Source organism: Salinicola sp. V024 (assembly GCF_052645315.1).
This window is the reverse complement of the sequence record NZ_JBQXYB010000004.1, coordinates 270,832-284,598: the sequence shown is the minus strand read 5'-3', so window position 1 is coordinate 284,598 and position 13,767 is coordinate 270,832. Positions and strand designations below refer to the sequence as shown.

Genomic DNA, 13,767 nt, shown 5'->3' with positions numbered 1-13,767 from the left:
GTGCCGACGGTCGGCGCATGGTCGTTTCCGGCACATCCCCTCCTTCATTCGAAGGTCACGAAATGACCGCCCGAAACGGCCGTCCAAAGCGACGCCTAAAACGCCGCCTAAAACGACAACGGCCCGCCAGGAAAACCTGGCGGGCCGTCGAAGAGACATGACGTCTCGCACTGCCTAGCGCATCACTGACTTACCAGCCGGTGGCAGCTTTCAGTGCATCGCCGATTTCGGCGAGTGAACGCACGGTCTTGACGCCGGCATCTTCCAGCGCCGCGAACTTCTCGTCCGCAGTGCCCTTGCCGCCGGAAATGATCGCACCGGCATGGCCCATGCGCTTACCCGGAGGCGCCGTGACACCCGCGATGTAGGACACCACCGGCTTGGTCACGTTGGCCTTGATGTAGGCTGCCGCTTCCTCTTCGGCGGTACCGCCGATTTCACCGATCATCACGATCGCTTCGGTCTGCGGATCCTTTTCGAACATCTCGAGGATGTCGATGAACGTCGAGCCCGGGATCGGATCGCCGCCGATGCCCACGCAGGTGGACTGACCGAAGCCATGATCGGTGGTCTGCTTGACCGCTTCATAGGTCAAAGTCCCCGAGCGCGAAACGATACCGACGCGGCCCGGCTTGTGGATATGACCCGGCATGATGCCGATCTTGGTCTCGCCCGGCGTGATCACGCCCGGGCAGTTCGGGCCGATCAGACGCACACCCAGCTCGTCGCACTTGACCTTGACGTCGAGCATGTCCAGCGTCGGAATGCCTTCGGTAATGCAGACGATCAGCTTGATGCCAGCATTGGCAGCTTCGAGGATCGAGTCCTTGCAGAACGGCGCCGGCACGTAGATGACGGACGCTTCGGCGCCAGTCTTCTCGACCGCTTCCTTGACGGTGTTGAACACCGGCAGACCGAGATGTTCCTGGCCACCCTTGCCCGGCGTGACACCACCGACCATGTTGGTGCCGTAGGCAATCGCCTGCTCGGAGTGGAAGGTGCCCTGGCCGCCAGTGAAACCCTGGCAAATGACCTTGGTGCTCTTGTCGATCAGGATACTCATTACTTGCCCTCCGCCGCTTTGACGACCTGCTGAGCCGCGTCAGTCAGGCTGGTAGCAGCGATGATGTTGAGTCCGCTGGAAGCCAGTTTCTCGGCGCCCAGCTCGGCGTTGTTACCTTCCAGACGCACCACGACCGGTACGTTGACGCCGACCTGCTCGACGGCACCGATGATGCCCTCGGCGATCATGTCGCAACGTACGATGCCGCCGAAGATATTGACCAGAACGGCCTTGACGTTGGTGTCGGAGAGAATGATCTTGAACGCTTCCGCCACGCGCTCCTTGGTCGCACCGCCACCGACATCGAGGAAGTTGGCCGGGCTGCCACCGTTGAGGTTGACGATATCCATGGTACCCATGGCCAGGCCTGCGCCGTTGACCATGCAACCGATGTTACCGTCGAGCGCAACGTAGTTGAGCTCCCATTCCTGGGCATGCGCTTCGCGCTCGTCTTCCTGCGACGGATCGCGCATCGCCTGCAGGTCGGGATGACGATACATGGCGTTGGCGTCGAGGTTGATCTTGGCGTCGAGGCAGTGAAGGTTGCCTTCGTCGGTGATCACCAGCGGGTTGACTTCCAGCAGCGCCAGGTCCTTGTCCAGGAACAGCTTGGAGAGGCCCAGGAAGATCTTGGTGAACTGCTTGATCTGATCCTTGTTCAGGCCCAGCTGGAACGCCAGTTCGCGCGCCTGGTACGGCTGTGCGCCGACCAGCGGATCGATCTCGGCCTTGAGGATCTTCTCGGGCGTTTCCTCGGCCACTTTCTCGATTTCGACACCACCTTCGGTGGAGGCCATGAACACGACGCGGCGTGTGGCGCGATCGACTACCGCGCCCAGATACAGCTCGCTGGCGATATCGGTGCAGTTCTCGACCAGAATCTTGGCAACCGGCTGACCTTTTTCGTCGGTCTGGTAGGTCACCAGATTCTTGCCCAGCCACTGCTCGGCGAACGCCTTGGCGGCTTCCGGACTTTCGACCAGCTTGACGCCACCGGCCTTGCCGCGACCGCCTGCGTGAACCTGTGCCTTGACGACCCACTTGTCGCCACCGATTTTCTTGCAGGCCTTTGCGGCTTCATCCGGCGTGTCGACGGCAAAGCCCTTGGACACTGGAAGACCGTAATCGGCAAACAGCTGTTTGCCCTGATACTCGTGAAGGTTCATCGATTCATGCCATTAGGTTGCATGTGACTCGAATGGCAACGAGCCGGAAGCCGGCTCGTCACCCCCGTGCCATCCCGGTGGAATGGCACCTAGTGCAAGAAGCGCGAGAGAACGACTTACTTTCGCTTCTTGCGATTGGCCATGTGGATGGCGTGCCCATCGACCGCCAGCGCCGCTTCGTGTACCGCTTCCGACAGCGTCGGATGCGCGAAGCAGGTCAGCGCCAGGTCTTCGGCACTGGAGCCGAATTCCATCGCGATCACGCCCTGGGCGATCAATTCGCCGGCGTGCTGACCCAGAATATGAACGCCGAGAACACGGTCGGTGTTGGCGTCGGCAATGACCTTAACCATACCTTCCGGCGCGTTGTTGGCGAGCGCGCGTCCACTGGCCGAGAACGGGAAAGCACCGGTCTTGACTTCGATGCCCTGTTCCTTGGCCTGCTGCTCGTTGATGCCGACCCACGCCACTTCCGGCGCCGTGTAGATGACGCTGGGAATGGCATCGTAGTTCATTTCCGGCTTCTGACCAGCGATGATGTCGGCCACCATGACGCCCTCTTCGGAGGCCTTGTGCGCCAGCATCGGCCCACGCACCACGTCGCCGATGGCGTAGACGCCCGAAACATTGGTACGGCACTGGTCGTCGACGAACACGAATCCGCGCTCATCGAGCTTGATGCCCGCCGACTCGTCGAGCAGCTTGTCGGTGTACGGCTTGCGCCCGACACAGACGATCAGCTTGTCGAAGGTCTGTTCCTGCTCGCCGTCGCCGTCGGTGTACTTGACCACGACTTCGCGCGACTTGCCCTTGCCCTTGATGTCGGAACCGGTCACCCGGGCGCCCATCTTGATGTCCAGACCCTGCTTCTTGAACAGCTTCTGGGCATCCTTGGCAACCGCCTGGTCGACCATCGGCAGGAAGGTATCGAGCGCTTCGAGAACGGTAACTTCGCTGCCCAGGCGGCTCCACACGCTGCCCAGCTCGAGCCCGATGACGCCGGCGCCGATCACGCCGAGACGCTTGGGCGCCTCGGTGAACTCCAGCGCACCGGCAGAGTCGACGATGACGTCGTCGGTCATCGGTGCCGGCGGAATGTTCACCGGTACGGAACCGGAGGCGATGACAACGTTATCGGCTTCATAGGTTTCCGTCTTGCCGTCGTGGCCGGTCACTTCGACCTTCTTACCATCGAGCAGCTTGCCGGTGCCTTCCAGCGCAGTGACGCCATTGGACTTGAACAGCATGCTGATACCGCCGGTGTTCTTGGCGATGACGCTGTTCTTGAACTCCATCATCTTGGCTACATCGGTCGAGACATCGCCGACGTTGATCCCGATCTCGGCATAGTGATCGCGCGTCTCGACGAACTTGTGCGAGGTTTCGAGCAATGCCTTGGAAGGGATGCAACCCACGTTCAGACAGGTGCCGCCGTGAACCGTCTTGCCTTCCTTGTTGACCCACTTCTCGACACAGGCCGTCTTGAGGCCCAGCTGAGCGGCGTGGATCGCGGCGACGTAGCCTCCAGGACCCGCACCAATGACGATTACATCGAATTTATCGGCCATGAAAAATATCCTGTTCGCTTCGTTTGCCATTCGCCGGGCGAGCCCGGCGAATCGACAGTCGGATGGTTGAGTCGAAGACGCTTAGATGTCCAGCAGCAGACGCGCCGGATCTTCCAGCAACGACTTGATGGCCACCAGGAACTGGACCGCGTCCTTGCCATCGATCATGCGGTGATCGTAGGAGACGGCGAGATACATCATCGGACGGATCTCGACCTTGCCGTTCACTACCATCGGACGTTCCTGGATCTTGTGCATGCCCAGGATCGCGGTCTGCGGCGGATTCAGGATCGGCGTCGACATCAGCGAACCGAAGATGCCGCCGTTGGTGATGGTGAACGTGCCACCCTGCATGTCTTCGATGCCGAGCTTGCCTTGCTTGCCACGCTGACCGAAATCGCCGATAGCCTTCTCGACATCGGCCAGCTTCATGCTGTCGGTGTCACGCAGCACCGGCACGACCAGACCTCGCGGCGTGGAAACGGCAACGCCGATATCCTGATAGCCGTGATAGACGATATCGGTGCCGTCGATGGAGGCGTTGACGTCCGGGAAGCGCTTGAGCGCCTCGGTCGCCGCCTTGACGAAAAAGCCCATGAAGCCGAGCTTGACGTCGTGCGCCTTGAGGAAGGTGTCCTTGTATTCGCTGCGCAGCGCCATCACCGCGCTCATGTCCACCTCGTTGTAGGTAGTGAGCATGGCGGCGGTCTGCTGAGCCTGGACCAGACGCTTGGCGATGGTCTGGCGCAGACGGCTCATCGGCACGCGCTGTTCGGGACGCTCGCCCTCGACCGCCGGCGCAGCCGCCGCTTTCGGAGCAGACGCTGCCGGCTTGGCGGATTTCTTCGCCGAGCCGTCGTCGATCGCCTTCTGCACGTCTTCCTTCAGCACGCGACCGCCCTTGCCGGTCCCCTCGAGCTTGCTGACGTCGAGATCGTTCTCGGCCGCCATCTTGCGCGCGGCCGGGGCCAGAATCTTGCCGTCGACCTTGGCGTCCTGCTCGCCTTCGGCGGCTGATGCCTGGTCCTGGTCGCCGGCGGATTCGGCGGAAGCACTGCTGTCGTTGTCACCACCGGCACCTTCTCCACCGGCACCTTCGGAGAACACGGCCAGCAGCGCTTCGGATTCGACGACCTCGCCTTCTTCGACCTTGATCTCGGCGAGCGCGCCGTCAGCCGGTGCAACGACTTCGAGCACGACCTTATCGGTCTCGATTTCGGCCAGCACTTCATCGCGCTTGACCGCTTCGCCGACCTTCTTGTTCCAGCTGGCGACGGTGCCTTCCTGAACGGATTCAGGGAAGCTCGGCGCCTTGACCTCATGACTCTTGCCGGAGGCCGCAGGCTTATCCTTGGCAGCCGGCTTCTCTTCATTCGCCGATTGGCCCTTGTCTTCCGACTCGGCTTCGCCCTTGGCATCGGCTGAGGGCTTGTCCTCGCTCTTGCCGCCCTCGGAAGCCGCGCCGAGAACGCCCAGCACCTGTTCGGACTCACAGGTGTTGCCTTCCTCGATCTTGATTTCGGAGAGCGTGCCCGCTTCGGGCGCCACCACTTCGAGAACGACCTTGTCGGTCTCGATCTCGACGATCAGTTCATCGCGCTCGACGCTATCACCCACTTTCTTGTGCCAGGTGGCAACCGTTCCCTCGGCAACGGATTCGGGAAAAGTCGGCGCTTTGATATCAGTAGCCATGTCGTATCCTTAGTCTCTTTTCTCTCGCGCCTGTCTCAGCGGCAAGGCGCCTTACGCGTTGAAAGCGTCGTCGACCAGTTGGCTCTGTTGGGCCACATGGACAGACATATAGCCTGCGGCCGGGGCGGCAGACGCCGGACGACCGGCGAACTTGAGGCCGTGATCCAGCCCCTCGCGCACCATGCTTGCCACCAGGCGCAGATGATGTTGGCTCTGATACCAGGCACCCTGGTTGAGCGGTTCTTCCTGACACCAGACGACCTGCTCCAGATTCGGATAGGTCTTCAGCGCTTCCAGCAGCTCGTCCTTGGGGAACGGATAGAGCTGCTCGACACGAATGATCGCCGTATCGTCACGCTCGTTTTCGGAGCGGTACGTCGCGAGGTCATAGTAGACCTTGCCCGAACAGAGCACGGCCCGCTTGACCTGCTGGGGATCTCGCTCGCCGATATCGGGAATGACCATCTGGAAGCGGCCATCGGACAGCTCTTCCATGGTCGAAGTCGCGTCCTTGTGACGCAGCAGACTCTTCGGCGACATCACGATCAACGGCTTGCGCAGCGGACGAATCACCTGGCGGCGCAGCAAGTGAAAGATCTGCGCCGGCGTGGTGGGCACGCAGACCTGCATGTTGTGCTCGGCACAAAGCTGCAGGAAACGCTCGAGGCGAGCGGAGGAGTGCTCCGGCCCCTGCCCTTCGTAGCCGTGCGGCAACAGCAGGGTCAGACCACAGAATCGCGCCCACTTCGACTCACCCGACGAGATGAACTGATCGACCACGACCTGGGCACCGTTGAAGAAGTCACCGAACTGCGCTTCCCACACGATCAGCGAGTTGGGCGCCGTGGTGGCGTAGCCATATTCGAACGCCAGCACGGCCTCCTCCGACAGGAACGAGTCGTAGATGGCGAAAGCCGGCTGATCGTCCTTGATGTGCTGAAGCGGCACATAGGTCGACGCGTCGGCCTGATTGTGGACCACGGCGTGACGATGCGAGAACGTGCCTCGGCCGGTGTCCTGGCCGGTCAGACGGACCGGATGACCGGCGTCGACCAGGGTGGCGTAGGCCAGCGTCTCGGCGAAGCCCCAGTTGAGCGGCTGGTTGCCGGCGAGCATCTTGCGACGCTCCTCGTAGACCCGAGATACCTGACGTTGAACGTCGATACCGTTGGGGATCTCGCTCATCTTCTGCGCCAGCTGCGTCAGATGTTCGAGGTCGCAGCTGGTATCGGTATCGCCGCTCCACTCGTGGCCGAGATAGGGCGTCCAGTCGACGAACAGTCCGGTGTTGGGCTGTTTGACCAGCGCGTTGGCAACATGATTGCCGGCCAGCAGGTCGTCACGATACTGCTCGCCCAGCTGCTTGGCCTGGTCCTCGTCCAGCACGCCTTCCTTGATCAGCTGTTCGACGTAGAGCGTGCGCGTCGACTTGTGCGACTTGATCTTGGAGTACATCAGCGGCTGGGTGCCGGAGGGCTCATCCGCTTCGTTGTGGCCCCGACGGCGATAGCAGACCAGATCGATGACGACATCGCGCTGGAACTCCTTGCGATAGTCGACGGCAACCTGAGTTGCATGCAGCACCGCTTCCGGATCGTCGCCGTTGACGTGCAGAATCGGCGCCTGAACCATCTTGGCGATGTCGGTGCAGTACTCGGTCGAGCGCGCATCGTCGGCACGCGACGTGGTGAAACCGACCTGATTGTTGATCACGATGTGCAGCGTACCGCCGGTCTTGTAACCGCGAGTCTGCGACATCTGGAAGGTTTCCATCACCACGCCCTGACCGGCGAACGCCGCGTCGCCATGCACGACGACCGGCAGCACCTGCTTGCCGTCGTCATCCTGGCGGCGATCCTGGCGGGCGCGAACCGAACCCTCGACCACCGGCGAAACGATCTCCAGGTGCGAAGGGTTGAACGCCAGCGCCAGATGAACCTCGCCACCGGGCGTCATCACGTTGGAGCTGAAACCCTGGTGATACTTGACGTCGCCGGAACCGTGCTCGATCTGTTTCTTGCCGTCGAACTCGTCGATCAGCTCCGAAGGGCTCTTGCCGAGGATATTGACCAGCAGGTTGAGACGCCCGCGGTGGGCCATGCCGATGACCACTTCCTTGACGCCATAGTTGCCGCTGCGCTGGATGATCTCGTCCATCATCGGAATGAACGACTCGCCGCCCTCCAGACCGAAACGCTTGGTGCCGGGGTACTTGGAGGCGAGATAGCTTTCCAACCCCTCGGCCGCCGTCAGGCGTTCGAGCAGATGTTCACGCTCGCTCTGGCTGTACTTCGGCTTGGAGCGCACCGATTCGAACCGCTGCTGCAGCCAGCGCTTCTCTTCGGTGTTGACGATGTGCATGAACTCGCAGCCGATCGAACGGCAGTAAGTCTGGTCCAGTGCCTCGACGATCTCCTTGAGCGGTGCCTCTTCCTTGCCCAGAAAGAACGAGCCGGTCTGGAACGCGGTGTTCATGTCGGCCTGGGTCAGGTCGTGAAAGGAGAGGTCGAGATCGGGGACGGTGTCCGGCTTGCGCAGACCGAGCGGGTCGATTTCGGCGCGCTGATGGCCACGGAATCGATAGGCGTTGATCAGCTGAAGAACCTTGACCTGCTTACGGTTCTCGCTGCTGCCGGTGGCGGCCGTTGCGGCAGGACGCCGTTCGCGCGCCAGCTGGTAGAACTGCTCTCGAATGGGGCTGAGAGGAACATCGTGGGCGGGAGTGCCTTCCAGTCGCGGTAGCTGATCAAACGCTTGGCGCCACTCGTCGGGGACAGTCGCGGGGTCATTCAGATACTGCTCGTAGAGCGCTTCCACATAGTGAGCGTTGCCGCCGCTCATGTGAGAAGTGCGCCACATCAACTCCATTATGCCTTCTTGCATCTCTTGTTCACCCTACACTGATGGGGTGTTGTCGGCGCCGGTCGCGGTTGCGCCTCGGCGTCACTCCGGAACCGTCGCGAGACGGCCAACGAACATGCCTTCAGAGCTACGTCATGATCGTTAAAAGCCGATGCACAAGGCACCGGCCAACATCTTGAGCTGAATTCGACTGCGACATCGCGCCGCAGTCGACAGCGTGGCGACATGATAACAAGCCAAGCGCTACGATTTAAGTCGTAGATGCCGCCTTCGACGAGTTAGGTGGCGTTGGACAGCAACATTTCGCGAATCTTGCCGATCGCCCGAGTCGGATTGAGGCCTTTCGGGCACACCGCCACGCAGTTCATGATGCCGCGACACCGGAACAGGCTGAACGGATCTTCCAGTTCGGCCAGACGGGCCTGGGTCGCGTTATCACGAGAGTCTGCCAGGAAGCGATACGCCTGCAGCAGACCCGCGGGACCGACGAACTTGTCCGGATTCCACCAGAACGACGGGCAAGAGGTCGAGCAGCACGCGCACAGAATGCACTCGTACAGACCGTCGAGCTTGTCGCGCTCTTCCGGCGACTGCAGACGCTCGATCGCCGGTTCGGCGGTATCGTTCTGCAGATATGGCTGCATCCGCTCGTACTGCTTGTAGAACAGCCCCATGTCGACCACCAGGTCGCGCATGACCGGCAGCCCCGGCAACGGACGCAGCACCAGCTTGTTGTCCTTCACCACGCCGGATAGCGGCGTAATGCAGGCCAGACCGTTGGTACCGTTCATGTTCATCCCATCGGAGCCACAGACACCTTCGCGACAGCTGCGGCGAAACGCCATCGAGCTATCCTGATCCTTGATCATGGTCAGGATGTTGAGAACCATCAGATCGCGACCTTGAGTATCGATCTGGAACTCCTGCATGTACGGCGCGGAGTCGGTCTCAGGGTTGTAGCGATAGACGGAAACCTGAAGACTGGACATCGTTGACAACCCCCTTAGTAGGTACGGATCTTCGGCTCGAAAGTATCGACCGTCTTGGGCGTGAAGTTGACGTCACGCTGAGTGACGGTCTTGTTGCCCGGATTGAAGATCGAGTGCTTGAGCCAGTTGACGTCGTCGCGATCCGGATAGTCGTAGCGCGAGTGAGCGCCGCGGCTTTCCTTACGCTCCAGCGCCGCGATCGCGGTCGCTTCGGCGACTTCCAGCAGATTGTCGAGCTCGAGTGCTTCGACACGGGCGGTATTGAAGACGTCTGACTTGTCGCCAAGATGTGCCTGCGCGATACGCTCGCGCAGCTCGCCCAGCTTCTTGACGCCTTCCTGCATGTTGTCTTCCTGACGGAACACGCCGAAAGCATTCTGCATGGTGTTCTGCAGCTCGGTCTTGAGCTCCGAAACCGACTCGCCACCGCTGGACTCGTTCCAGCGCGCCAGACGGCTGGTGGCGCGCTCGATGTCGGAAGCGGACGCATCGAGATAGTCGATCCCTTCGCTCAGCGCCTTGTCGATGTAGATGCCGGCGGCACGACCGAAGACCACCAGGTCGAGCAGCGAGTTGCCGCCCAGACGGTTGGCGCCATGAACCGACACGCAGGCCGCTTCACCGCAGGCGAACAGGCCGTTGATGATGTGGTCGTTGCCATCGCTGTCCTGGGTGATGGCCTGGCCATGCACGTTGGTCGGAATACCGCCCATCATGTAGTGGCAGGTCGGCGTCACCGGGATCGGTTCCTTGACCGGATCCACGTGGGCGAAGGTCTTGGAGAGCTCGACGATACCCGGCAGGCGCTTCATCAGCACCTCTTCGCCGAGGTGGTCCAGCTTGAGCATCACGTGGTCGCCGTTCTCGCCGCAGCCGCGACCTTCCAGCACTTCCATGACCATCGAGCGGGCGACCACGTCGCGGCCGGCCAGATCCTTGGCGTTGGGCGCGTAGCGCTCCATGAAGCGTTCGCCATCCTTGTTGATCAGATAGCCGCCCTCGCCACGACAGCCTTCCGTCACCAGGGTACCCGCGCCATAGATCCCGGTCGGGTGGAACTGCCACATTTCCATATCCTGCATCGGGAAACCGGCCCGCAGCGCCATGCCGATACCGTCGCCGGTATTGATCAGCGCGTTGGTGGTCGAGGCGAAGATACGTCCCGCCCCGCCGGTGGCCAGCACGGTCGCCTTGGAGGTGACGTGAACGATTTCACCGGTCTCGATGCACAGCGCAATGCAGCCCACGACATCGCCATTGGCATTCTTCACCAGATCGATGGCGTACCACTCGTCCAGGAAGACGGTGTTGTTCTTCAGGTTATTCTGATAGAGCGTGTGCAGCAGCGCATGGCCGGTACGGTCAGCCGCGGCACAGGTACGCGCCGCCTGGCCGCCCTTGCCGAAGTCCTTGGACTGGCCGCCGAACGGACGCTGGTAGATACGGCCGTTGTCAAAACGCGAGAACGGCAACCCCATGTGCTCGAGCTCGAACACGGCCTTGGGGCCTTCGGAGCAGAGGTACTCGGCGGCGTCCTGATCGGCGATGTAGTCGCCACCCTTGACGGTGTCGTACATGTGCCAGCGCCAATCGTCATCGGGATCGGCGGAAGCGATGGCACAGGTGATGCCACCCTGAGCAGACACGGTATGGGAGCGGGTCGGGAAGACCTTGGACAGCACGGCGGTCTTCTTGCCGGACTTGGCCAGTTCGAGCGCCGCTCGCAGGCCAGAACCGCCACCACCGATGATGATGGCGTCGAATGACAGGTTACGCATGGTAGACATGAATCAGGCTCCCCAGAGGACTTGAACGCCCCACACCAGAAAAACGAAGATGGCGAGAATCACCACGGCCTGGAAACCGAAGCGAACACCGGTGTGTTTGAGATAGTCGGTGGAAACCGTCCACAGACCGACCCAGGCGTGAGCGGCCATGGATATGAAGGCCAGCAAGGAGAAGATGCGCATCCAGGTCTGGGCGAACAGGCCACTCCAGGTGGCATAGTCCAGATTGGGATGGAACAGCAGATAGGCCACGACGAACAGCGCATAAAGCGCCAGAACGACGGCCGACACCCGCTGGATGAGCCAATCGGAGAGCCCGCTGCGACCCAGATTCGTAATATTGGTTACCATACCCAGACTCCCGCCAGAACCACCAAGACAGCACTGATCACGACCGTGATCTGCGCCTTGCGATTGCCACCCTCGAGATCGACACCGTAGCCGGTATCCATGAGCAGGTGCTTGATCCCCGCGACAAAGTGAAAACCGAGTGCCGATAGCAGGCCCCAGGTAATCAGCTTCGCCAGCACATTGTGAGCCAGCGCATTACGCACCGATTCGAACCCCTCGGGCGAGGACAGTGACGCATCCAGTGCCCAGAAGCCGAAGATCAGGCCGACGAAGAGAATCACGCCGGTAATGCGATGTGCGATGGAAGTGAGTGCGGGAAGTGGAAAATGAATGGTGGATAGGTCGAGGTTTACTGGACGTTTGCTATTCACGGCGCTTAAACACTCTCTTAACCCTGACGGGTCATGCCCGTTCAGGGGCGGTGGTTTTTAGAAGCAGGATCACGGTCGCAAGAGCAGTTCCGATGCGGCCCAAACCGGCTGACGATGCCAAATCGTGCGGTAGCAGATTATAGGGTTTGGGTAGCGGTATGACAAATCGCCACATCGTTCCCTTGACGGCAAAACAGCGAAAAATTCCAGCTCCGGTGAAGACTTAAGGTTGTCGACACTCATTTCGAATTCTTTCGTTATTGTCAGCCCGCCCCCTTCAGTTGGTATGATGGTGCTCTGACCAGTACAGGAACGGGCACACTTCCAACCAGCCCGGCACCCGCCATCATCTCGCGCATGGGGACCGGCGCCGCAACCGCGGCGCCGGGGCCCCTCTGGCGAATTGACAATCCCCCGCGGAAACCTATAGTGGGCGAACGATTTTTCGCCCGCACGGCAGTAAAGACAAAGGCTTATGTCACGTTAAAGGAGGCCTACATGGCTGACAGAAAAGCGAAATTATCGGTCGATGGTGTCGACAATGCCATCGAACTGCCGGTCTACTCCGGCACCGTCGGCCCCGATGTCATCGACGTCCGCAGCCTGACCGCAGAAGGCCTGTTTACCTACGACCCTGGCTTCGTCGCTACTGCTTCGTGCGAATCTGGCATCACCTATATCGATGGCGCTGCCGGCACCCTGCTTCATCGCGGCTACCCCATCGAACAGCTGGCCGAGAACTCAGACTACGTCGAGCTCTCCTATCTGTTGATGTTCGGCGAGCTCCCCTCTTCCGATGAATATGAAACGTTCAGAAGCACGATCGCTCGCCACACCATGGTTCACGAGCAGATCGTCAACTTCTACAAGGGCTTCCGCCGCGACGCCCACCCCATGGCAGTCCTCTGCGGTGTCGTTGGCGGTCTTGCCGCGTTCTATCATGACAACCTCGACATCACTCAGGCCGATCAGCGCCATGTCAGCGCCATACGCCTGATTGCCAAGATGCCGACCCTGGCGGCGATGTGTCACAAGTACAACATCGGCCAGCCGTTCATGTATCCGCGCAACGACCTCAACTACTCCGAAAATTTCCTGCACATGATGTTCGGCAATCCGTGCGAGAGCTATGAGGTCAATCCGGTCATCGCCAAGGCCATGGATCGCATCTTCATGCTGCATGCCGATCATGAGCAGAACGCCTCGACGTCCACCGTTCGTCTGGCGGGCTCGACCGGCGCCAACCCGTTCGCCTGCATCAGCGCCGGGATCGCAGCACTTTGGGGACCGGCACACGGCGGTGCCAATGAAGCGGTACTGGCCATGCTCGACGAGATCGGGGATGACTCGGAAGAGAACATCCAGCGCTTCATCGACAAGGCCAAGGACAAGGACGACCCGTTCAAGCTGATGGGCTTCGGTCATCGTGTGTATCGCAACTTTGATCCACGCGCCAAGGTGATGAAGGAAACCTGCGACGAGGTCCTGGGCGAACTGGGGGTCGGGGACGATGCCCAGCTGCAGATCGCCAAGCGCCTGGAACAGATCGCCCTCGAGGACGAGTATTTCATCGAGCGCAAGCTCTACCCCAACGTCGACTTCTACTCGGGGATCATTCTCAAGGCCATCGGCATTCCCACCAACATGTTTACCGTCATCTTCGCGATGGCGCGTACCGTTGGCTGGATTTCCCACTGGAACGAGATGATCACCAACGGCTATCGCATCAGCCGTCCTCGCCAGCTCTACACCGGATACGACAAGCGCGACTACCCGAACGACAAGTAAGATGATCCGGACAGCGAATAGCTAGCACCGTCAAAACCGCCGACCCTGGGTCGGCGGTTTTTTTATGCGGACGGGTCGCCCGGAAGATTTCCACACTTACTGTGGATAACCCTGTTAAAAACCACTCGAT

General features: G+C 60.7%; 10 protein-coding genes. 1 reads left to right on the top strand and 9 read right to left on the bottom strand.

All coding sequences use genetic code 11. The features are described 5' to 3' along the window. Positions 1-190 precede the first annotated feature (190 nt). The 9 genes from sucD to sdhC form a co-directional block, all read right to left on the bottom strand. The gene (gene sucD / locus ACUN9V_RS09005; RefSeq protein WP_075562578.1) at positions 191-1,063 is read right to left on the bottom strand and encodes a succinate--CoA ligase subunit alpha; all 873 of its coding nucleotides are present in this window, start codon (positions 1,061-1,063) and stop codon (positions 191-193) included. Continuing rightward, the gene (gene sucC, locus ACUN9V_RS09000) at positions 1,063-2,229 is read right to left on the bottom strand and encodes an ADP-forming succinate--CoA ligase subunit beta (RefSeq protein WP_075562579.1); all 1,167 of its coding nucleotides are present in this window, start codon (positions 2,227-2,229) and stop codon (positions 1,063-1,065) included. The genes sucD and sucC overlap by 1 nt, the downstream gene beginning before the upstream one ends. Positions 2,230-2,345: 116 nt before the next feature. After that, positions 2,346-3,797, bottom strand: coding sequence for a dihydrolipoyl dehydrogenase (lpdA, locus tag ACUN9V_RS08995; RefSeq protein WP_445511151.1), 1,452 nt, complete (start codon positions 3,795-3,797; stop codon positions 2,346-2,348). A gap of 81 nt (positions 3,798-3,878) precedes the next feature. Then, positions 3,879-5,489 carry a 2-oxoglutarate dehydrogenase complex dihydrolipoyllysine-residue succinyltransferase gene (gene odhB / locus ACUN9V_RS08990; protein WP_445511150.1) on the bottom strand — a complete coding sequence of 537 codons (1,611 nt, stop codon included), beginning with the start codon at positions 5,487-5,489 and terminating at the stop codon, positions 3,879-3,881. A 51-nt stretch (positions 5,490-5,540) separates the two neighbouring features. After that, positions 5,541-8,372, bottom strand: a complete 2,832-nt coding sequence (locus ACUN9V_RS08985) for a 2-oxoglutarate dehydrogenase E1 component (RefSeq protein WP_445511149.1) — start codon at positions 8,370-8,372, stop codon at positions 5,541-5,543. Between the two features lie 257 nt (positions 8,373-8,629). Next, a complete protein-coding gene (locus tag ACUN9V_RS08980; protein WP_075562583.1) occupies positions 8,630-9,340 on the bottom strand; it encodes a succinate dehydrogenase iron-sulfur subunit in 711 nt (236 codons plus the stop codon). A 14-nt stretch (positions 9,341-9,354) separates the two neighbouring features. Continuing rightward, positions 9,355-11,127: a succinate dehydrogenase flavoprotein subunit gene (gene sdhA / locus ACUN9V_RS08975; protein WP_075562584.1), complete on the bottom strand. Its 1,773-nt coding sequence runs from the start codon at positions 11,125-11,127 to the stop codon at positions 9,355-9,357. Between the two features lie 3 nt (positions 11,128-11,130). Further along, positions 11,131-11,478, bottom strand: a complete 348-nt coding sequence (sdhD, locus tag ACUN9V_RS08970) for a succinate dehydrogenase, hydrophobic membrane anchor protein (RefSeq protein WP_075562585.1) — start codon at positions 11,476-11,478, stop codon at positions 11,131-11,133. Further along, complete coding sequence (sdhC, locus tag ACUN9V_RS08965) at positions 11,472-11,849, bottom strand: succinate dehydrogenase, cytochrome b556 subunit (RefSeq protein WP_075562586.1); 378 nt, start codon at positions 11,847-11,849, stop codon at positions 11,472-11,474. Before sdhC ends, sdhD begins: the two co-directional genes overlap by 7 nt. 498 nt (positions 11,850-12,347) lie before the next feature. On the opposite strand from sdhC, the gene gltA reads away from it, so the two are divergent. Then, the gene (gene gltA / locus ACUN9V_RS08960) at positions 12,348-13,637 is read left to right on the top strand and encodes a citrate synthase (RefSeq protein WP_110692172.1); all 1,290 of its coding nucleotides are present in this window, start codon (positions 12,348-12,350) and stop codon (positions 13,635-13,637) included. Positions 13,638-13,767 lie beyond the last annotated feature (130 nt).

What these genes read in the sequence shown, in the direction of transcription:
- sucD (WP_075562578.1), bottom strand. Translation starts at nt 1,063, where the DNA reads ATGAGTATCCTGATCGACAAGAGCACCAAGGTCATTTGCCAGGGTTTC.
- sucC (WP_075562579.1), bottom strand. Translation starts at nt 2,229, where the DNA reads ATGAACCTTCACGAGTATCAGGGCAAACAGCTGTTTGCCGATTACGGT.
- lpdA (WP_445511151.1), bottom strand. Translation starts at nt 3,797, where the DNA reads ATGGCCGATAAATTCGATGTAATCGTCATTGGTGCGGGTCCTGGAGGC.
- odhB (WP_445511150.1), bottom strand. Translation starts at nt 5,489, where the DNA reads ATGGCTACTGATATCAAAGCGCCGACTTTTCCCGAATCCGTTGCCGAG.
- ACUN9V_RS08985 (WP_445511149.1), bottom strand. Translation starts at nt 8,372, where the DNA reads ATGCAAGAAGGCATAATGGAGTTGATGTGGCGCACTTCTCACATGAGC.
- ACUN9V_RS08980 (WP_075562583.1), bottom strand. Translation starts at nt 9,340, where the DNA reads ATGTCCAGTCTTCAGGTTTCCGTCTATCGCTACAACCCTGAGACCGAC.
- sdhA (WP_075562584.1), bottom strand. Translation starts at nt 11,127, where the DNA reads ATGTCTACCATGCGTAACCTGTCATTCGACGCCATCATCATCGGTGGT.
- sdhD (WP_075562585.1), bottom strand. Translation starts at nt 11,478, where the DNA reads ATGGTAACCAATATTACGAATCTGGGTCGCAGCGGGCTCTCCGATTGG.
- gltA (WP_110692172.1), top strand. Translation starts at nt 12,348, where the DNA reads ATGGCTGACAGAAAAGCGAAATTATCGGTCGATGGTGTCGACAATGCC.